At 62.4% G+C, this 20,834-nt stretch carries 16 protein-coding genes; 10 read left to right on the top strand and 6 right to left on the bottom strand.

Translation table 11 applies throughout. The features are described 5' to 3' along the window. The first annotated feature begins 6 nt into the window (after positions 1-6). Together lipA and ABIC75_RS13255 are read left to right on the top strand one after the other, a co-directional pair. Entirely contained in the window at positions 7-1,008 is a 1,002-nt protein-coding gene (lipA, locus tag ABIC75_RS13260) for a lipoyl synthase (RefSeq protein ID WP_354014327.1), read from the top strand. An 18-nt stretch (positions 1,009-1,026) separates the two neighbouring features. Next, positions 1,027-3,279 (top strand): carboxy terminal-processing peptidase, encoded by a 2,253-nt coding sequence (locus tag ABIC75_RS13255; protein ID WP_354014326.1) that lies wholly within the window; start codon positions 1,027-1,029, stop codon positions 3,277-3,279. Positions 3,280-3,926: 647 nt separating this feature from the next. On the opposite strand, the gene ABIC75_RS13250 is transcribed toward ABIC75_RS13255, so the two are convergent. From ABIC75_RS13250 to ABIC75_RS13230, 5 genes are all read right to left on the bottom strand, one after another. Beyond that, positions 3,927-5,663: a M1 family metallopeptidase gene (locus tag ABIC75_RS13250; RefSeq protein ID WP_354014325.1), complete on the bottom strand. Its 1,737-nt coding sequence runs from the start codon at positions 5,661-5,663 to the stop codon at positions 3,927-3,929. 136 nt (positions 5,664-5,799) lie between these two features. Then, a complete protein-coding gene (locus ABIC75_RS13245; protein WP_354014324.1) occupies positions 5,800-7,179 on the bottom strand; it encodes a leucyl aminopeptidase family protein in 1,380 nt (459 codons plus the stop codon). Positions 7,180-7,863: 684 nt separating this feature from the next. Further along, on the bottom strand, positions 7,864-8,556 hold the full coding sequence (locus ABIC75_RS13240) for an HAD family hydrolase (protein WP_354014323.1): 693 nt from the start codon (positions 8,554-8,556) through the stop codon (positions 7,864-7,866). A gap of 11 nt (positions 8,557-8,567) precedes the next feature. Further along, the gene (locus ABIC75_RS13235) at positions 8,568-9,752 is read right to left on the bottom strand and encodes a LysM peptidoglycan-binding domain-containing protein (protein ID WP_354014322.1); all 1,185 of its coding nucleotides are present in this window, start codon (positions 9,750-9,752) and stop codon (positions 8,568-8,570) included. A gap of 424 nt (positions 9,753-10,176) precedes the next feature. Further along, positions 10,177-11,547 carry a Do family serine endopeptidase gene (locus ABIC75_RS13230; protein ID WP_354014321.1) on the bottom strand — a complete coding sequence of 457 codons (1,371 nt, stop codon included), beginning with the start codon at positions 11,545-11,547 and terminating at the stop codon, positions 10,177-10,179. Positions 11,548-11,897: 350 nt separating this feature from the next. On the opposite strand from ABIC75_RS13230, the gene ABIC75_RS13225 reads away from it, so the two are divergent. From ABIC75_RS13225 to ABIC75_RS13190, 8 genes are all read left to right on the top strand, one after another. Further along, a complete protein-coding gene (locus ABIC75_RS13225) occupies positions 11,898-14,045 on the top strand; it encodes an adenosylcobalamin-dependent ribonucleoside-diphosphate reductase (RefSeq protein ID WP_354014320.1) in 2,148 nt (715 codons plus the stop codon). A gap of 114 nt (positions 14,046-14,159) precedes the next feature. Then, on the top strand, positions 14,160-14,744 hold the full coding sequence (locus tag ABIC75_RS13220) for a histidine biosynthesis protein HisIE (RefSeq protein WP_436407919.1): 585 nt from the start codon (positions 14,160-14,162) through the stop codon (positions 14,742-14,744). A 285-nt stretch (positions 14,745-15,029) separates the two neighbouring features. Beyond that, positions 15,030-15,782, top strand: coding sequence for a TSCPD domain-containing protein (locus ABIC75_RS13215; protein WP_354014319.1), 753 nt, complete (start codon positions 15,030-15,032; stop codon positions 15,780-15,782). A 183-nt stretch (positions 15,783-15,965) separates the two neighbouring features. Beyond that, positions 15,966-16,751, top strand: a complete 786-nt coding sequence (locus ABIC75_RS13210) for an RNA-directed DNA polymerase (RefSeq protein WP_354014318.1) — start codon at positions 15,966-15,968, stop codon at positions 16,749-16,751. A 264-nt stretch (positions 16,752-17,015) separates the two neighbouring features. After that, positions 17,016-17,348 (top strand): hypothetical protein, encoded by a 333-nt coding sequence (locus tag ABIC75_RS13205; RefSeq protein WP_354014317.1) that lies wholly within the window; start codon positions 17,016-17,018, stop codon positions 17,346-17,348. 139 nt (positions 17,349-17,487) lie between these two features. Beyond that, on the top strand, positions 17,488-17,802 hold the full coding sequence (locus ABIC75_RS13200; RefSeq protein ID WP_354014316.1) for a HigA family addiction module antitoxin: 315 nt from the start codon (positions 17,488-17,490) through the stop codon (positions 17,800-17,802). A gap of 143 nt (positions 17,803-17,945) precedes the next feature. Next, positions 17,946-18,500 (top strand): hypothetical protein, encoded by a 555-nt coding sequence (locus tag ABIC75_RS13195; protein WP_354014315.1) that lies wholly within the window; start codon positions 17,946-17,948, stop codon positions 18,498-18,500. 128 nt (positions 18,501-18,628) lie between these two features. Beyond that, complete coding sequence (locus tag ABIC75_RS13190; RefSeq protein ID WP_354014314.1) at positions 18,629-19,516, top strand: hypothetical protein; 888 nt, start codon at positions 18,629-18,631, stop codon at positions 19,514-19,516. Between the two features lie 430 nt (positions 19,517-19,946). Here the strand turns inward: ABIC75_RS13190 and ABIC75_RS13185 are convergent, their stop codons facing one another. Further along, a complete protein-coding gene (locus tag ABIC75_RS13185) occupies positions 19,947-20,801 on the bottom strand; it encodes a hypothetical protein (protein ID WP_354014313.1) in 855 nt (284 codons plus the stop codon). Positions 20,802-20,834 lie beyond the last annotated feature (33 nt).

The raw sequence follows: 20,834 nt of genomic DNA, 5'->3' as shown, positions 1-20,834 counted from the left end.
CCCTACATGAGCGAAATTTCCTCTTCCAAGGTCATCCCGATCAGCGTCGTTGGCGGCACGCCCGTCGAAAAGCAGCTCGGCAATGACAAGATCGGGCTCAACCGCGCCGGTTTCGACACCAACGTGCCGACGCTGCGCAAGCCGAGCTGGATCCGCGTGCGACTGCCGCAAGGCAATGCGGTGCAGCAGCTGAAGTCGCGCCTGCGCGAGAACTCGCTTGTGACGGTGTGCGAGGAAGCCTCGTGCCCGAACATCCATGAGTGCTTCAGCAAGGGCACCGCCACCTTCATGATCCTCGGCGAGGTGTGCACGCGCCGCTGTTCGTTCTGCGACGTGGCGCATGGCCGTCCGGCTGCGCCCGATCCGCTGGAGCCGGCACGCCTGGCCGAAACCATTCGCGACATGCGCCTGAAGTACGTGGTGATCACCTCGGTGGATCGCGACGATCTGCGCGACGGCGGCGCCGAGCATTTCGCCGCTTGCATCCGCGCCACGCGTCATGCAGCACCGAACATCAAGATCGAAATCCTCACGCCCGATTTCCGCGGCAAGGGCCGCATGGAACGCGCGCTGGAAGTGCTGAAGGATTTCCCGCCGGACGTGTTCAACCACAATCTCGAAACCGTGCCGCACCTCTATCGCGAAGTGCGCCCGGGTGCGGACTACCAGTGGTCGCTGGACCTGCTCAAGCGCTTCAAGGCGCAGCATCCGGACGTGCCGACCAAGTCTGGCATCATGCTCGGTCTGGGCGAGACGATGGAGCAGGTGCTGGAAACCATGCGCGACCTGCGCGCGCACGATGTGGACATGATCACCATCGGCCAGTATCTGCAACCCACGCCGCACCATCACCCGGTGGTCCGTTACTGGACGCCGGACGAATTCAACGAACTGCGCGAAGCCGGCGAAGCGATGGGTTTCCATCACGTTGCCTCCGGCCCGCTGGTGCGTTCGTCCTACCACGCTGACCTGCAGGCTCACGCCGCGGGCGTCACCGAGAACGCCTGAAGAGGCCCAAGAAACACTATGAAACTGCGCCCCTCGATTGCCCTGCTGTTTGCCCTGGCCGTTAGCGGCGCCGCTGCCTATGCGCAATCGGCGGCCGACCTCACCGACGGCAGCGCGCCGCGCAAGTTCTCCACGCTGCCGCTGAAGCCTTCCGTCACGCAGGCACAGGCAGCGCAGCTTTCCGCACGCTTCCTCACGCGTTTCCATTACGACGCCAAGCCGCTTGACGATGCGATGTCGCAGAAGATCTACAAGGCGTACATCGATAGCCTCGACGGCGAGAAGGTGTTCTTCACGCAGGCCGACCTCACCAAGTTCGCGCCGCTGAAGACGCAGATGGACGACGCCATCTGGAACCAGGACCTCAGCGGCCCGTTCTCGATGTTCAACCTGTACATCACGCGTGCCATCGAGCGCATGACCTATGCGCGCGGCCTGCTGAAGCAGGGCTTCGATTTCAACACGCAGGAAAGCTACAACTACGACCGCAAGAAGGCCGACTGGCCGAAGGACCAGGCCGAGCTCGACACCTTGTGGCGCGAGCGCACCATGAACGACTGGCTGCGCCTGAAGCTCGCCGGCAAGACCGACGACGACATCCGCAAGACGCTCGACAAGCGCTACGCCGGCTACATCGACCGCGTGAAGCAGCTCGACGGCGAAGACGCGTTCCAGTCCTTCATGAACGCCTATGCCGAATCCACCGACCCGCACACCGATTACCTCGGTCCCCGCGCGGCGGAGAACTTCGACATCTCCATGAAGCTCTCGCTGGAAGGCATTGGCGCGGTGCTGCAGGCGCGCGACGAGTACACCGCCATCCGCGAAATCGTGCCGGCCGGCCCGGCCGCCAAGTCGGGCAAGGTGCACGTGGGCGACCGCATCGTGGCCATCGGCGAAGGCACCAGCGGCCCGATGACCGATGTCATCGGCTGGCGCCTCGACGACGTGGTCAAGCACATCCGCGGCAAGAAGGACACCACGGTTCGCCTGGAAATCCTTCCGGCCGATGCGGGCGTGGACGGCAAGCACGAGATGATCAGCCTGGTTCGCCAGAAGGTGAGCATCGAAGAGCAGGCCGCCAAGAAGAAGGTCATCGAGATCAAGGATGCCGGCGTCACGCGCAAGATCGGCGTGATCGACCTGCCGAGCTTCTACTCCGATTTCGGCGCGCGCCGCGAAGGCGACAAGGACTTCAAGAGCGCCACCCGCGACGTGGCCAAGCTGCTCGGCGAACTCAAGGCCGAGAACGTCGAAGGCGTGGTGATCGACCTGCGCAACAACGGCGGCGGTTCGCTGGCCGAGGCCAACGAGCTCACCGGTCTGTTCATCGACCAGGGCCCGGTGGTGCAGGTGCGCGATGCGCGCGGCGAAGTGCAGGTGCAGGGTGACGACGAGCCGGGCATGTCCTGGAGCGGTCCGATGGCCGTGCTGGTGAATCGTGGTTCGGCGTCGGCATCGGAAATCTTCGCCGCAGCCATCCAGGATTACGGTCGCGGCCTGATCATCGGCCAGCCGACCTTCGGCAAGGGCACCGTGCAGAACCTGGTGGACCTGGACCGCTTCACCCGCAACAACAGCGAGAAGCCGCAGTTCGGCGAGCTGAAGATGACCATCCAGGAATTCTTCCGCATCAATGGCGGTTCCACCCAGCTGAAGGGCGTGACGCCGGACATCCAGTTCCCGAAGAACGGCGACGAGAAGGACTTCGGCGAGTCGACCTACGACAACGCGCTGCCGTGGACGCAGATCGCGCCGGCCGACTACAAGCCGGTCGCCGACCTGAAGGCCTACCTCGGCCAGCTGCAGAGCAAGCATGACGTGCGTGCGACCAAGTCGCCCGCGTGGAAGTTGATGCTCGATGAGCTGGCGCAGTACCGGAAGATGCGCGACAAGACCACCATTTCGCTCAACTTCGCCCAGCGCGAAACCGAGCGCAAGGATCTGGACGCCATCCAGGCCGACTTCCGCGCCCGCCACAAGGCGATCGACGGCAACGCGACGGACGACGATGACACGCTGGCCGTGGACGATGGCCTCAACGCCAACGAGCGCAGCCTGAAGAGCGAGCTGAAGCAGGAGAAGGACGCCAAGAAGGCGCCGGATCCGCAGCTGGACGAAACCGCGCACATCCTGTTCGACGCGGTGGGCCTGATCAAGAGCGACTCGAAGCTGGCGGCGGAAGTGCTGCCGTATGGTGGCAAGTACTCGAACATCAGCGCCACGACGGCGGCGGCAGCGCCGGAGAAGGCGCCGGCGCAGGCTCACTGAGGTTCGGTGTGAATGATGAAAAGGGCGGCCGGAAGGCCGCCCTTTCTTTGTGGGTGGGAGCTGCGTGTTCTTTTGGGGCTCGTTATTCGTGTTGGAGCGCGAGTGCCGCTCTTGGATCGTCATTCCTGCGAAAGCAGGAATCCTGTGACTGTAGGCTACGGTTGTCGTAGCAGCGTCTCGCCCCTCTTGACTGCTCTCGCGACTTGGCCGCTTACGCAGCGGGCGTTTCGATCGGCTGCCGCCGCTCGAGTCACTTTTCTTTTGCTGGCCCACGCATGCGCAGGAGCGCATGCGAACGGCGAAGCCGGCCCGAAGGGCGGAGGGCAGGATGCCCGGAGTCAAAGAAAAGTAACCCAAAGAAAATGGCCTTTAGAGCTTCAAGCTCATAGCGTTCTGTGGGATACGAGCCTTGAGAGTTTTGGAGCCCGGAACGTCACGATCTCTCTGATCAACGTTGCGGCTACACCGCAACGCGCCAACGCGAAGAGGACTTAAAGCGGGGCTCGCTTCGCATCGCGTTGAGTTCGCGGCGCACTGCATTTCTGCCACGCGGCGCTGTGGATGAGGGCTAATCTGGTCTCTGCACGCCTATCAGGGCGTTATAAAAAAAGGCGGCCAATGGCCGCCTTTTTTTCCTGGCTCGACGATTACTTCGCGCCTTTGGCCTTCTTGTCCGCCTGTTCCTTCTTCCACTGCTGGTAGTCGGCAAAGTGGGGGAGGTCGCGTAGCACCTTACTGCGTGGGTCGATGATCACCAGCGTTCCCGCGGGTGCCGTCAACGAGGCGTTGCCGCCGATCATCGGTACGGTCAGCAGCTTGTCGCCCACTTGCACTTCCAACGGCATCGGGAACGGTTTGTCGTGCGGCACCTGCCAGTGCAGGGTGAGGGTATTGCCTTCCTGTCGTGTCTCCAGCTTTGGCAGTGCGGCTTCGCGCAGGTACACGTCGAAGAACCAGTTGAGGTTGCGGCCGCTTACCTGGTTCACGATCTCGATGTAATCGTGCGTGGTGGCGTAGTGCGGCGTGAAGTTGCCGGGCTTGGGATCGGGGCGTCCGTACACCAGCCGGCGGATGCTCTCGAAGAATGCCTGATCGCCGATCATCTGCCGCAGCGTGTGCAGCATCAGCGAGCCCTTGTAGTAGATGTCGTTGCCCGGGCCGCGCTTGGCGTCGTACACATCCTCTTCGTATTGGCTGCGGCCGGCCACGACGGGGAAGGCGTTCTTCACCATGCTGCGCTCGTTCTGCAGCATCGAGAAATACGGCATGTCGCCGTACAGGTACTGGCCATACAGCGGCTGCATGTAGGTGCCGAAGCCCTCGTGCAACCACATGTCGTCCCAGTCGGCATTGGTCATCTGGTTGCCGAACCACTCATGCGAGAACTCGTGCTGCAGCAGCCAGTCGAAGCCGTATTCGCTGCGTGGATAGCCGTTGCCGTATGCGTTGATGGTCTGGTGTTCCATCCCGAGATGCGGCGTTTCCACCACGCCCATCTTCTCGTCGCCGAAGGGGTAGGGGCCAATTTCCTGCTCGAAGAAATCGAGCATGCGCGGGAACTCGGCGAACAACTGTTTGGCCTGCGCTTCGTGACCGCGCAGATACCACATCTGCATCGGTATCGTGTTGCCGTAGCGGCTGTGGTAGTCGCCCTTGAGCACATCGAACGGGCCGACGTTGATCGAGATGGCGTACGTGGTCGGGTGCTTCGCGCGCCAGTGATACGTGTGCGTATCGCCGCGTTCCTTGATGTCCACCAGCACGCCGTTACCCGGCGCCGCCAGCGACTTGGGCACGGTCACATAGGTGTCCACCAGGGCAGGCTTGCCCTGCGGATGATCGATGCACGGCCAGAACAGGTCGCAGCCTTCGCCCTCCACGGCCGTGGCGATCCACGGCTGACCATCGTCCGTGTGGCTCCACACGAAACCGCCATCCCACGGCGCCTTCTTAGCCACGTGCGGCTTGCCGCCATAGCGGATGTCGACCACGGCCTTGCCGCCCTTGGCGAGCGGCTTGGGCAGCGTGATGCGCAGGCGGCCATCCGGATTGCTCCACTGGCCGGGTGGCAGCGTCTTGCCGTCGACACTGAGCTTGGAAATGGCGAAGTGCGGATCGAGATCGAGCAGCAGCGCATCGGTTGCTTCACGGGCGCCGAAGGTGAGGATGGCTTCGGCGTCCAGGCTTTGCTGCGACGGATCAACGCTGAAGTGCAATTCCGCCTGTTCGAAGTCGACGCGCTGCTGTTCGGCGGGAAGTTGTCCGCCGGAGCGCTGCGTCTGTTCGGTGAGCGGCGGTTGCGCGGATGTCGCGTCGTCAGCGGCGTGGGCGGAGGTGGCGAGTGCGGCGCAAAGGGCCAGGGAAAGCAGGCGCGAGCTGGTCATGGATCGGCTTGGCAAGGGAACCAGGCCCAAGAATGACAGGCGGAACGCGCCGTTGTCATCGCCGGAAGTCACGGCATCGCGCCACGAAAAAAGGCGACGTTTCGCGTCGCCCTTTTCTCTCGAACAACCGCGAGGATCAGCGCTTGTAACGCTCCTGCAGGAACGCGAAGAACGCGCGCAGCCCCAGCGCCTCGCCACCGCGCGGACGGCCAGGGCGGTCGTTGTCGTTCCACGCATAGGTGTCCAGGTGCAGCCACGGCGTGGTGTCGGGAACGAAACGCTCCAGGTACAGCGCAGCCGTGATCGCGCCTGCATGGCGCGACGCACCGGAGTTGGCCATATCAGCCAGATACGATTCGAGCATCTTGCGATACGGACGCCACAGCGGCAGGCGCCACAGCGGATCGTTGGTGGCGCGGCCGGCGGCGATCACGCGGTCGGCGGCGTCATCGTTGTTGGCGAACAGCGCAGGCAGGTCGGGGCCCAATGCCACGCGCGCCGCGCCGGTGAGCGTGGCGAAATCGATGAGCAGTTCGGGCTTCTGCTCGCTGGCGTAGGTGAGCGCATCGCACAGCACCAGGCGGCCTTCGGCGTCGGTGTTGTCCACTTCCACGGTGATGCCGCTGCGCGTGGTGATCACTTCGCCTGGGCGCATCGCCGCGCCTGACACCGCGTTCTCCACGGCGGGAATCAGCAGTTGCAGGCGCACCGGCAGCTTCGCCTGCATGATCAGGCCGGCCAGCGCGATCGCGTGCGCGGCGCCGCCCATGTCCTTCTTCATCCAGCGCATGCCGTCAGCGGGTTTCAGGTCCAGGCCGCCGGTGTCGAAGCACACGCCCTTGCCGACCACGGCGATCTTCGGATCGCTGCTCTTGCCCCAGGTGAGCTCGATCAATCGCGGCGAACGATGGCTGGCGCGGCCCACGGCGTGGATGGTGGGGAAGTTGGCGTCGAGCAGTTCCTCGCCCACCCATTCGCGCACCTTGGCCTTGTGCGTCTTGCCCAACTGCTTCACGGCGTCGGCCAGATGCTTGGGGCCCATGTCCTCGGTAGGCGTGTTGACCAGATCGCGCACCAGCGTGGTGGCTTCGGCCAGCGGCTGCAGCGTGGCGAGGTCGGCAGCGGCAATCGCCAGCTTGGCGGGTGCGCGACGCGCCTTGCGATAGCGGGTGAATTCGTAGGCACCCAGCGCCCAGCCCAGCGCGGCCTGCAACTTGTCCTTGAGCACGCCTTCGTCGGCGAGGTGATAGGTGGCCTCGGGCAGCGCGCGCGGCAGTGCACCCAGCGCACTCAGTGCATCGCTGGCATCCACGCCGACCAGTACACGCACCAGCTTGCCGCTCTCATCCGCAATCAGCGCCAACGTGCCGGGCGCCGCCTCGAAGGCGGAGTCGGCCACCCAGCGGCGCTGCGCGGCCGTGAGACGGCGTTTGGTGGCGGCAAGGTGCTGGGTGTCGGTGGTTTCGATGGCGATGCTGTTGCGGTCGCTGGTTTTGCGTTCGATCAGGACGGACATGGAGTTCCTTGCGCGGCGCGTGCACGGGCCGCGGTGGCAGGAGGATGATGGTTAATGATGCGCGTTTTTGGGGGCGGGGGCGAGACGGTATTTGGTGTCATGTCGAGGCGTGGCGGCTTTTGCTTTTTGGCTCATCATCCCGGCGGGGGCCGGGATCCAGTGCCTCGGTTTTAGGTTGTCGCGATACCTTGGGCGCGCTTTTGAGGCGCTTCCGCGACCGGGCCGCCTGCGCGGCGGGCGTTTAGATCGGCTGCCGCCGCTCGAGTCATTTTTCTTTTGCTGGCCCACGCATGCGCAGGAGCGCATGCGAACGGCGAAGCCGGCCCGAAGGGCGGAGGGCAGGATGCCCGGAGTCAAAGAAAAGTAACCCAAAGAAAATGGCCTTCAGAGCGATAGGCTCATAGCGTTCTGTTGAATACGAGCCTTGCCGGTTGAGGGGCTCGGAAGCGTGGCGATCGTCCGACATGCGTTTCGGCTACACCGCAACGCGCCACAACGAAGAGGGCTTAAGGCGGGGCCCGCTTCGCCTAGCCAATGCGAGGCATGCACTCCCTTTCCTCTTTCGGGAAGAAGATGGGCATTGCCACCTTCACGGTGGCCAGGCGAGGCTCTTGTCTTATTGCGGCATAGAAGCCGCAGTTGCTGTGTCTGTGTTTGCGCAGAAAGTGCAACGGGACGGGGAGGCTAGTCCTGCGCTTCCAACCAATCCACCAACGCACTCATATCGCGCAGGTCGAGATCCGGTGCGGTGCCCAGCAGGCCGGGCCATGGGTGGCCGGCGCGGTTGATCCATGCGGTGCGCAGGCCGGCGTCGCGGGCGCCGACGACGTCGAGTTCCGGGTCGTCACCCACATGGAGAATTTCCTCCGGCGCCAGTCCAAGCCGTCCGGCGGCGGCGACGAAAATGCGGGCGTCGGGTTTGGCCACGCATTCGTCACGTGCGCACACGTGATGCGTGAAGTGCGCGCGGATGCCGATGCGGTCGAGGTCGGCGTTGCCGTTGGTAAGGCTCACCACCGGCCAGCGGCGGGTGATGCGCTGAAGGGCGGGCAGGCTGTCGGGATAGAGCTCGACGCTGTTGCGCGCGGAGAAATAAACCTCCCACAACGCTTCCAGCGGTGCTTCGTCGATGCCGCACGCCGTGAAGGCGCGCTGCATGGTGATGTGGCGTTGTGCGGTGAAGTCGTGCGCGAGGTCGGTGCGCTCGGCGGCGACCTCGGCACGCAGCGCGCGCATGGCCGGGATGGGCCAGGCGCGCGCCACGTCGGGATAGTGCTTGCGCAGGTACGCGTCGAGGTCGCGGTCGGCACGCTCGAGGGCCGGCAGTACCGGCCAGAGCGTGTCGTCCAGGTCGAGCGTCAGGGCGCGGATGCGCACGTGGGGCAGGATCAGTTGCCGCTCACCTGCAACACCTGGCCCAACTTCACGTTGTCGTTCGAGAGATGGTTCCAGTCCTTCAGCTGCGCCACCGTCACCGAGTACTTCTTGGCGATGGTGCCGAGCGTGTCGCCCTTGGAAACGGTGTGGGTCTGGCCGGCAGCAGCGGCACTCTTCTCCGTTGCGGCCACAGGCGCGTCGGCAGCAGCCGGTGCGGTGGGCGCGGTCACCGGCGTCGCCACCGGAATCGGATCAGCCACCACGTCCATCTTGATGTTGTTCTCGGCGAGCAGCTTCTCGCGGCGGGCCTTGTCGTTCGCGGCCAGCTGCGGCGCATCGCTGTACGGCACCAGCTGATGCGAACGCGCCAGCGCCCGCACCTGGTCGGTGTGCAGGAATTCCATGAAGGCGGTGACCTGCGCGGCCTTCGGGCTTTCCTTGTTGGTGACCAGATAGAGCGGGGTGTACAGCACATAGCTGCCGTCGGTGACGGTGGAAACGCTCGGGCGCACGCCGTCCACGCTGACCATCTTCACCTTGCTGTTGCTGGCCACGCCGGAGAGCGTGGTCACGCCCAGTGCGTTCGGGTCCAGCGTCACGGCTTCTTCCAGCTTCGCCGTGTTCACGTACAGGCGCGGCGCAGCCACCGGCTGGTTGCCGCGGCCGAAGATCAGGCGACGCAGGCTGTATTCCACGCCGTCACCGGGGCTGGCCACGGCATACAGGTTGATCGGTGCGTCCTTGCCGCCCACGTCGCGCCAGTTGGTGATCTTGCCGAAGTAGATATCGTGCAGCTGCTTCACCGTGAGGTTGGGCACACTGTTGGACGGATGCGTGATCATCACCAGTGCGTCGAACGCCACCGGCGTGAACACCAGGTCGCTCTCGCTGCCGCCCGCGCTGTTGCGGGCGCTGCCGGCCACGTCGGCCAGGCCGTGCGCCACGGCGTCCAGGCCCGAGGCGGTGTTGAACGGCTGCATGTCGATGCGGCCCTTGCCGGTCTTTTCCCAGGCCTTGCTCACGTCTTCCACCACGCCGCGTGCCGTGGCGTAGTCGCCGCGCCACACCAGGGCCGGGGGCGGCGGGGTGGTCGGCTTCTTGGTCGACTTGGTGGTCTTGCCGGCGGCGAGTGCGCCGGTAGCTGCGCTTGCGGTAAGCAGCGCAACGATGAGCAGGCGGGAAATGCGTGATGACATGGCGGTTGGGAACCCCGAGTAATGATGATGGTGTTCGCGAGCCGCCTTAAACGGGCGCGCGTGCAGGTGTGTAACTCGTCTATTTCAGCCAGCTACCGCACAAACCGCAAGCGTATTTGCGGGCCTGCATCGAGGAAAAACGCGACGCCGGGCACGCATCGCGGTTGCGTTCATCCCCCGTTAGTCCGCCGAGGCCAAATGCGCCCGTGTCGCAGATTGAATGCGACGGAGGGCGCCTACTTCTTCTCTCCGCACCGTGGCTTGCCAGCCTCGCCTGAAAGGCACACGGAGCGTTTTCGTGTTGGTTGCGATGAAGCGAGTCATCCAACGACTCGCTTCATCGACCTTTTCACCGGCGCCGTGTGCTCACCGAGGATGACGGCAAGCAAGCGCCATCGGTGACGCAAGCCTTGGCGCAGGCGCCTCAGCGAATATCCACATACCTCACGCCTTCATCGCCCGACACCACCAGCACCAACTGACGTGGATTCACGCCAGCCAATTGCTGCAGCGTGCGCAGGTCGGGAATGCGCAGGTTGCCGATGCCGATCACGATGTCGTTGGCCTGCAGCCCGGCCTGCGCGGCGCGGCTACCCGCACGCACGGCACCCACGCCCACACCGCCGATGCCCTGCGCGCGCAGGTTCTGCGAGAGTTCGCTGAAGGTCACACCGGCCAGGCGCGCGTCGAGCTTGGCGCCATCCACGGTGGCGAGTTTCTCCGGCACCAGCTTGGCGGAGACGTCGCGCGCGGCGCCGTTGCGCCGCACGGTGAGCTTCACGGTGCTGCCCAGCGGCATCAGGCCTTCGGCGTTGCGCAGCTCCTGCGCGTTGCGCATCGGCTTGCCGTTGAGCGCGGTGATCACGTCGCCCACCTGGATGTCCGCACTATCGGCGGCCGAGCCGGTGGTGACGCGCGTGACCACGGCGCCGTTGTTGTCCTTCAGTCCCAGCACCTTGGCGATGCGCGGGGTGATGTCCTGCGTTTCCACGCCCAGGTTGCCGCGATTCACCTTGCCGTTGGTCACCAGCTGCTCCATCACCTCGCGGCTGAGATTGGTGGGAATGGCAAAGCCGATGCCCACGTTGCCGCCCGAGGGCGAGAAGATCATGGTGTTGATGCCCACCAACTCGCCGCGCAGGTTCACCAGCGCGCCGCCGGAGTTGCCGGGGTTGATCGACGCATCGGTCTGGATGAAGTTCTGATAGCCCGTGCCGCCCAGGCCCGAGCGGCTGAGTGCCGACACGATGCCCGAGGTCACCGTCTGCCCGAGCCCGAACGGATCGCCCACGGCCACCACGAAGTCGCCCACGCGCAGCTGCGAGGAATCCGCGAGCGGCAGCGCCTGCAGGTTGCTGCCTTGAATCTGCACCACGGCCACGTCGGTGTCCGGGTCGGTGCCCACCAGCTTGCCCTTGAAGTCGCGGCCGTCCTGCAAGGTCACCGTAATGTCGTCGGCGCCGCCAACCACATGGTTGTTGGTGAGGATGTAGCCCTTGGCCGCATCCACGATCACGCCCGAACCCAGGCTCTGCTCCACGCGCGAACGCGGCGAACCCTGCAGGCCGAAGAACTGCCGGAACACCGGATCGTCGAAGAACGGATCGCGCACCTGCACGCGCGTCTTGGTGGAAATGTTCACGACCGCCGGCGTCACCTTCTCCAGCATTGGTGCCAGCGAGGGCAGCGGTTGTCCATCGATAGCGGTGGGGATGGCGGCGTGGCTGGCCAGCGGTGTCGCGGCCGTCAGTATCAGCGCCGCAGCGGCCAGCCGGCGGATGAAACGGACAAACATGGAGGCTCCTTGGTCACGGGTTGAATCGTTGCTCATTCGACTCAGCACGGTGTCGGCGGTTCCATCCTCGCCATTGACGAAATTACTTTACATCGTGAAAGGGCAGGGGTAACTTTCTCTTCCGTTCGCGACCACAACATCTTGTGTGACCAAGCCGGGAGTCAACCCAAGAGCTGGTGTCACAGGACACTCTCAGGGGGGAGTTGTCGAAGGGTCGGGCAGGGAACGCAAGGATCGGGCACTACGCGCGGCTTTTGCTTTTTCAGGCGTGACCCGATGCGAGCGGCTTAGCCGAACAGAACAAACGCCAACACGGGGCCGTGAGGCCAAACCGAGAGGTCAGGAAGCCGATGAGCACCGCGCGTGCACCAGCCGTAACCCGCGATACCGCCGCCATTCCGCTGCAGCCTGCGTCCTATGACATCTGGGACAAGAAGTACCGCCTGAAAGCCAAGTCGGGCGCACCGGTCGACGGCAGCGTCGACGAAACCTACCAGCGCGTTGCCCGCGCCCTTTCCGAGGTGGAAGCCACACCCGAGCTGCGCGAACACTGGTTCGAGCGCTTCCTGTGGGCGCTGCGTCGCGGCGCCATTCCCGCCGGCCGCATCACCTCCAATGCCGGCGCGCTGGAACACAAGCCCGCCACCTCCACCATCAACTGCACCGTGTCCGGCACCATCCGCGACTCCATGGACGACATCCTGGAGAAGGTGCACGAAGCGGGCCTCACGCTGAAGGCCGGCTGCGGCATCGGCTACGAGTTCTCCACGCTGCGTCCGCGCGGCGCGTACGTGTCGGGCGCCGGTGCGTACACCAGCGGCCCGCTGTCCTTCATGGATATCTACGACAAGATGTGCTTCACCGTGTCGTCGGCCGGTGGCCGTCGCGGCGCGCAGATGGGCACGTTCGACGTCAGCCATCCCGACGTGAAGGAATTCATCCGCGCCAAGCGCGAAGACGGCCGCCTGCGCCAGTTCAACCTCTCGCTGCTCGTCACCGACGGCTTCATGCAGGCGGTGGAGCACGATCAGGACTGGCCGCTCGTCTTCCCGGTGCACGTGAAGGAACAGGACGAGGTCGACCTCAACGACGCCAACACCATCGTGTGGCGCGAGTGGCCCACCCACGAAAACTACGTGGAACGCGAAGACGGCCTGGTCGCCTGCAAGATCTACGGCCACATCCGCGCGCGTCACCTGTGGGACATGATCATGGTGTCCACGTATGACTTTGCCGAGCCGGGTTTCATCCTGATCGACAAGGTCAACGAGATGAACAACAACTGGTGGTGCGAGCACATCCGCGCCACCAACCCCTGCGGCGAGCAGCCGCTGCCGCCGTACGGCTCGTGCCTGCTCGGCTCGGTGAACCTCACCACCTTCGTGCGCGACCCCTTCGGCCCCAAGGCCCGCTTCGACTGGGACGAATACCGCGAAGTGGTGAAGATCTTCACCCGCATGCTCGACAACGTGGTGGAGATCAACGGCCTGCCGCTGGAGCAGCAGCGCAACGAGATCCTCTCCAAGCGTCGCCACGGCATGGGCTTCCTCGGCCTGGGCACCACGCTCACCATGCTCAAGATGCGCTACGGCACGTCGGAGTCGGTGGCTTTCACCGAAGAAGTCTCCCGCGAAATGGCCGTGGCCGGCTGGGAAGTGGCGCTGGATCTGGCCAAGGAAAAGGGCCCAGCGCCCGTGCTCACCCGCGACTACACCGTTACCGGCGAAATGCTGCGCAAGCGTCCGGAAATGGTCGCCGACGGCTACAAGGTGGGCGACGCCATTCCGGGCCGCGTGCTGCACGCCAAGTACAGCCGCTACATGCAGCGCATTGCCAGCGTGGCGCCCAACCTGGTGGCCCAGCTCGCCGAAACCGGCGCGCGCTTCACCCATCACAGCTCCATCGCGCCCACCGGCACCATTTCCCTGTCGCTGGCCAACAACGCCAGCAACGGCATCGAGCCGAGCTTTGCGCACCACTACTCGCGCAACGTGATCCGCGAAGGCCGCAAGACCAAGGAAAAGGTCGAGGTGTACAGCTACGAGCTGCTCGCCTACCGCGCACTCATCAACGCCGACGCGCTGCCCTTCTCGGACGATCCGAAGTCCAAGCTGCCCGAGTACTTCGTGGCCGCCGACGACATCTCGCCCAAGGAGCACGTGGACATCCAGGCTGCCGCGCAGCTATGGGTCGACTCGTCCATCTCCAAGACGGCGAACGTCCCCACCGACTACCCGTACGAAGACTTCAAAGACATCTATTTTTACGCGTACAAGCAGGGTTTGAAGGGATGCACCACCTTCCGTTTCAACCCCGCGGCGTTCCAGGGCGTGCTCGTCAAAGAAGCCGACCTTGAGAGCACCCTCTACCGCTTCGAATTGGAGGACGGTAGTGTTGTCGAACTGAAAGGCAACGAAGAAGTGGAATACGACGGCGAAATGCATACCGCCGCCAACCTGTTCGATGCCTTGAAGGAAGGGTATTACGGAAAGTTCTAAACTAACCGCCGATACCTGATTTCGGGTGTCAGCCCACTGCCAAGAGCACCACCGTATACCTTGCGGCAAGGCTCAACATAGGTTCCAGAATCCACGTCGGAGGGGATTACACGCATGTCCATCGATACCGAGTTTGAAGTGAAAGAAGAGAACGTCCAGGTCGTTGACGCGCCGGTCGAGGTTCCCGTGGTCGAAGTGACCCCGGCAGCCAAGCCCAAGAAGGCTCGTGCCAAGAAGTCGAGCGCAGCCAAGAAGGCAGCTCCGGCCAAGAAGGCAGCTGCAAAGAAGACCGCGAAGAAGGCGGTGAAGAAGGCCGGTGCCAAGAAGACTGCGAAGAAGGCCGTCAAGAAGGCTGCTGCCAAGAAGACCGTGAAGAAGGCGGTCAAGAAGGCGGCTGCCAAGAAGGTCGCCAAGAAAGCGGTGAAGAAGGCTGCCGCCAAGAAGGTTGCCAAGAAGGTTGCCAAGAAGGCGGTGAAGAAGGCCGCCAAGAAGGCAGTGCGCAAGACCGCTGCCAAGAAGGCTGTTCGTAAGGTCAGCAGCAAGAAGACGGCCAAGAAGGCCGCAGTCAAGAAGACGGCCCGCAAGGCCGTTGGTAAGAAGACCGCCGCCAAGGCGGTCAAGAGGTCCACTGCCAGCAAGAAGGCGAGCGTGAAGAAGGCCGTGCGCAAGCCGGCCAAGAAAGCCGCACGCCGTAAGTAAGCCGTAACGCGACCCGGCCCGGCGCTCAACACGCCGGGCCGGATCGTTCCCGGGCACGTCGTTCCGGTTTTCAGCTCGTCAGTTTTTTAGCTCGTCATTAGCTTTTAGTTCGTCATTGCCTTTAGCTCGCCATTGCCTTTAGCTCGTCATTGCTTTTAGTTCGTCATTCCAGCGAAAGCTGGAATCCAGTGCCTCCAGAGCTCTCAAACCCGAGTCCTCCCAGGCACCAGTCAGTCAGCCATCCCAGGCCGCAGCGCGCCGCCAAACCCGTCGGAAGAACACACCATGGCGATCAAGATCGAAAAGAAGATCAAGGGCTACAACGTCGTCAAGCCCGAGGACAAGGCCGCCGCCGCCGCACTCGCCGCCACGCCGGCAGCTTCCAAGGAAGCGCCCAAGGCGGAAGTGATCCAGATGCACGAGAGCCTGGAGCGTCCCGAAACGCTCGTCGGCTCCACCTACAAGATCAAATCCCCGCTGTTCGAACACGCGTTGTACGTCACCGTCAACGACATCGTGCTCAACGCCGGCACCCAGTACGAACAGCGCCGCCCCTTCGAGATCTTCATCAACTCGAAGAACATGGACCACTTCCAGTGGATCGTGGCGCTCACCCGCATCATCTCCGCCGTGTTCCGCAAGGGCGGCGACGTCACCTTCCTCGTGGAAGAAATGAAGGCCGTGTTCGACCCGCGCGGCGGCTACTTCAAGGCCGGCGGCGTCTACATGCCCTCCATCGTCGCCGAGATCGGCGCCGTCATCGAGCAGCACATGAAGATGATCGGCCTCATCCACGACCCGGAAATGGACGAATCCACCCGCAAGCTGGTCGCCGAGAAGCGCGCCGCCTACGAGGCCGCTGCGAGCGGCAAGAAGGCCACCACCGCCACCACCGCCACCACGGAAACCGCCGCCACCGAATCGAACACCGGCTTCCCAGCCGGCGCCACCCTTTGCGCCAAGTGCAACACGCAGGCGCTGGTGCTGATGGATGGGTGCCAGACTTGTTTGAATTGTGGGTATAGCAAGTGCGGTTAAAGTTCTGCGCTTAGGCGCCGATCGGATAAAAAGGGCGGCAGCAATGCCGCCCTTTTTTTGCTGCATAGGACAAGAAGGAAAGGGTGGAGATGGACCAAAATGCAAACTTCCACACTTTTTCTCTACTCTGATAGAGAACGAGAGTCCAAAATATTCAAGTGATGTAGCTAAGGGGCAAGACCCATGAAGCCTACGCAGGATTTCACTGCTCAAAACCTTTTCTGGATGAAGGGTAGAAAGGTTTCGGAGAGCATCAAAAAGCATGCTCCTGCAAACAAGGATGGCTGGCTTGAGCTGGCGAAAGTCACGGAAGAGAAAATCGCGAGTGGTACCTTTCGATTTCAAGGCCTATTTGCATCGATTGCGTCCGGCAAGCCTGCACTCTCGACATTCAGTGCTGCAGACGCTTTGGTCCTGAGAAAGATTAACGACAACATCCGCCGGGCGTACGGCATTCGACAAACTCAGCGTAGCCAGGCTGTTAAGTTGGCGAGAGTGGCTCTCGCCGAGTGGACTCCGAAAGGAATCGTGTCGCTGGATCTTAAGTCTTGCTTCGAAAGCATTACTCCGAGAAAAGTCACAGAAAAGCTCCGGCGCGACGCGAAAGTGTCCAGTCAGACGATCCATTTGCTTGAGTTATTTTTGGCCCAAGCAAAAAGGTTTGGAGCAAATAAATACTCTCGAGGACTTCCTCGAGGCATCCTTGTCTCTTCGACGCTTGCCGAGCTATATCTCAAAGAGCTTGATGAGCGCATATCTCAATTGCCGGGTGTATATCTCTATATTCGGTACGTCGACGACATACTTGTCATTGCTGCTAGATCTGCGGAATCTCTATTTGAAGAGATATCTAGCGCAGTAGCCGATCAAGACCTTCTTCTCAATGCGGCCAAGTCCAAAAAGGTTGATGCAGGATGCGTTTGTGCCTTTGAGTGCACACATCCTAGGTCAGCACACACCTCTTTTTGAACGCTGGCTTCAGGTCTTTCAAGGGGATGGTGCTGACACCCGGTCAGCCCGGCGCCGTCACGCTCAACCTCGCGCAGGTGGACACCCTTCTCACCGATCCCTGACAGACGATCCAAACCCTGCTGGTTAGGGTCGGTCTGTCACTCGCGCTGTCTCTCTGATGGGCTTCGCGAATGACCATGACGATCAAGTCATGAGGCGCGGGCCGCGGGTGCGCTAACACCCACGACCCGCTAACCATCACCAACTAGATGAGAGTTGATCATGGCTACCCGCGATCATACGGTACGCATTCGCTCGTCCGTTCCCCCTGACGACACCTCCACTCCTCCACTTGGCGACGCATCACGCACGCGTGTGGCGTGGCCTGAAGCCCTGCGTTTACGCACTCGCGGTGATATCGCACTCGCGGTGCTCGCGCTCACACGCTTGCGTGTCGACAGCGAGCAGTGCCGCGACGCGCAGGCGCGGGGATTCCCCGGCAGGCCGCTGCCATGGCCGCTTCCCGTGACCGTCGTGGCCAGCCTGGACACGGCCATTCACGGCCTCGCCCGCCTGCTCGGTAATGAGCATCGAGTGAACACCACACGCCGCTGATGATCGCCGTGGCGGCGCATCGGCCAGCAAGGCGATGCGCCGCATTCGGGCGATCACCGACGAAGCAGACAAGCATTCACTGACACGGAGCGCTGTAAGCGCCTATCCGCTGCACGGCCGTGCCTCACAGGGAAGAACCATGGAACTGATCCAGCTCACCCCGCATTCGGACGTGGACCCCTCGCAACCGCTGCGAGCCCCCGGCGACATCCTGCTGCACGCCTACCTGATCCCCAACGCCCTCAACCCCGCGCGACTCGCCCGCCGCACCGGCATACCCGCCACCCACATCAAAGCCTTCATCGCCGACACCCATCCCATCACCCCCAAGATCGCCCTCCGCCTCTCCCTCGCCTTCGACACCACTGCCTTCTACTGGCTGGCACTTCAGGCGCGCTACGATCTGGAAAAGGCAAAGCCTGTGGTGCACGCCTATCGTCCGCTTGTTGATTAAGCGAAATGGTGTCGGCGACGATTTCACTACAGCTGCGAATTGTGCCGCGCCGTCGATCAAGACCTGTCTAAAAGACACGCGCCGCGAAAAATTACACAATGTGCCTTTCGCACTTCATCTTTGGTGGTCCCTTGAACGAGCCAATGAACCCGTCTGAATTTCGTGGCACACAGAATTCAGGCGAGCACCCTCCCAAGTCACCGAATAGCACAGTTGCCTATGCAATTCTCGGCTTGATGGTTGAATGGTATGGCGGCGTCATGGTGACCGTGCCCGTCATTGCCGCGCTGATCATCGGCTTCGCCACTTACCATTGGTTTGGTGAGGCACGGCGAATACTGGTATTTCCCTTCAGCGTACAGGCTGGTCAGCTTATAGGGCTGCTAGCGGGCTTCCTCGCTTTCGGCTTTAAATCACCTCTATTTTTCAACGTTTTCGATGTGGTTTTGCTTGCAGTTTGTCTTGTGTGGTTAGTCCTGAGACCGTCCAACGCGCCACTGTATTGGCTGGCTCTCTATCAGGCCTTTGGAATAGTGATGAACGCAGTCGATTTGCCGGTCGTCTCCATGGGTGGAGATATGTCCAAGATGCTTATTGCTGCGACCGGTATCCGCTTGCTCACTCTGGCCGCACTGTTTCAAGCCCGCCAAACTATGAGCGCAACCAAACACCCGCTTGCAACGGACGCCGGAGCCTAGTTGCACCGCTCCAAAAAAACCAAAAAAAGGGTCGGAGTGCGCTTTTCAAAAAGTCTGGGTTGAGCTGGCTTGAGTAGACCTGGTTTCAGTCTCCTTTGATGGTTGCAGCTTTCACTTCAGGAGTGCGCATGCGCAGGATTGCAGTGGGATTGGCCTGGATAGGTGCGCTGGCATTCGCCACGTCGCATGCGATGGATGCCGCGACGGCAAGTTACACAACGGCCAGAGACAGGGCGATTGCCGAACTCAATGATGCCGCTCCCCACATGCCAGACGCAGAACTCGTGCGTCGCGACCACGCTTCGCTGCAGAAGCTGGGGAGCATGATGGAAGGGATCGTCGGGCCCATCCATCTGGAAGGCTTTCCGACGAAGGGCGAGTACAACCTCGATACGCTCTTGAAGGAGATGGGCTTCGGCATGCTCGATGGCATGTCCGTCAAATCAGATGATGGGCAGATCCTGGCGGTTGTAACGACGGAGTCACTGCTTCGGATCTGGTTGGCTCAGAACAGCGAAGACCTTCAACATCCACCGAAATCGGGTTCGATGGATGTTGTTGATGCTTTCGTGTCTGGTGAGTTCTATACCAGCGCTATGTCGGACAGCGACATCGCCTATAACAAGTACGCCGAGTTGCCTGTCGACCAGGGTGCGGGAATAGCAAGGGCCATCTTGTTCAAGCCCTATCAGGACTACCCGGCGCCGTACGCTCCAACGGGCGTACTCGTCGCCGTGATGCGCGGCAACAGGGTTGTACTGTTCCGGAAGGCACTCGTGGCGCCGGACATCCCTGAGTGCTCTGCGGCCTACGCGCGAGACAGCAAGAAAGCCCGGGAGCAGGACGCCGCCGACCGCGGGGCAGTTGCCGCTGGGAGGGTAGTCGGTCCATCCGTCGATCGGGACGAGACGCTGAGCAATGCGTTTATCCACTGCTATGCCCTGCGCCTGCCGCGCACGGCGTCGTATCCTGCGCTAGTTCGAGAGGCACAGGCTTTGGTAGACCTTGTGAAGTGACTGGGCTTGCCTGACAGGCAGCGGGAACTCACGGCGGATTCGTGGTCCCGTCATAACGGCGGGAACAAGCCTGGGCTAGCGCCAGAAAAGGAAATGGGCGGTGCTCGCGCAACCGCCCATCAGTCCAGCCAGTTCCGCCGTGCTCGGCGGACCGTTGGTGCTCCGCCAGCAGGGCGGTCGCATGCTTGGCCGAGTCGTCCAGACAACTCGGGAGCAACTTCAGATTAAGCGACCGATTGTTGCGCGATCATCAGAAGAGTCTTAGTAAGTCGTAAAAACACAGCGGATGTCGAACGAAATATCGATCGGCGTGTACTTTCCGACGCTTCGCCGTGGGTCGCTACGCAACCGAATGTTCGCAGGGGTCGAAACGTACGCGCCGGTACGTTTCTTCGACCCTCAGACTCATTCGACTGTCTTCCATGCGTCCTTACCCCGTTATGGTTCCGCCTGGCGGCTTGCGCGCGATATCAGCATCGACCAGGTCGATCGTCCGGCCGGGCGCGAATCCGAACACCGCCTCGAACTCCGCGCTAGTCAGCAACGCCTCCGCGCGCCGGAAGTAGGCCTGGTTACGCGCGTTCAGTGCTTCCGCCGAGGGCATCACTGCTCCTCTGAGAAGGGTCTCCCTCTGAGCCAGTTGCTCTTCACGCACGCTGTCGCGCAACGCCAGCAGGGGCGCGAGCTTGTCCGACGCATTGAGCGCGGCCAACACCTTTTGGGCGTGGATGGCGAAGTCGTCGTTGGCGTTCATGGTGGTGACCGCGCTTGGAGACGATGGAGAAGGCGGAGCTGCCGCGCAGCGCGAGATATTAGCCTTCCAGTCGAGATGCAGGATGCCGTAAGTGCCGTAGATGAAGCTGCTAGCACGGTAGCCTCGCGCCAGCGCTACCGTCAACGGCGCGGTGCTCGCGCCGCCGGTGGCCCATAGCACCTGGTTGGCAAGCTGGTGGCAGACCCCATCCAGGCCATAGTGGTAGATGGTGCCGCAGGCATTAGGTCGAATATGCGGATCGATACTGTCCGACGCCTTGTTGGGAAGGCATAGGCACTGCGCCAGCGAGAAGTTGCCGTTGGCGCTGCCCAGATATCCCTGGGGTTGCTGCGAACTGTCGCCTTGGGCGTGAAAAATGCCCCAGCAGTACCAGTAGTTCGCTTGCGCCTGCTCGACTTTCTCAATGGATGGGTAGACATCAACGCGGTTGTCATAATCGGTGACAAACGTGTGGTCAACGGGCGAATCTGTCGAGAACGCAGGCGTGGCCCAGGCATAGAGGGTCGTCATGTCCCATCTCCCATCAGGTGGAAATGCAATGCG

The sequence above is a fragment of the Dyella japonica genome (genome assembly GCF_040545895.1).
In the GTDB taxonomy this organism is placed as follows: domain Bacteria; phylum Pseudomonadota; class Gammaproteobacteria; order Xanthomonadales; family Rhodanobacteraceae; genus Dyella; species Dyella japonica_D.
Note: the sequence above shows the minus strand (reverse complement) of the source record. Positions and strands in the feature narration are given on the sequence as shown.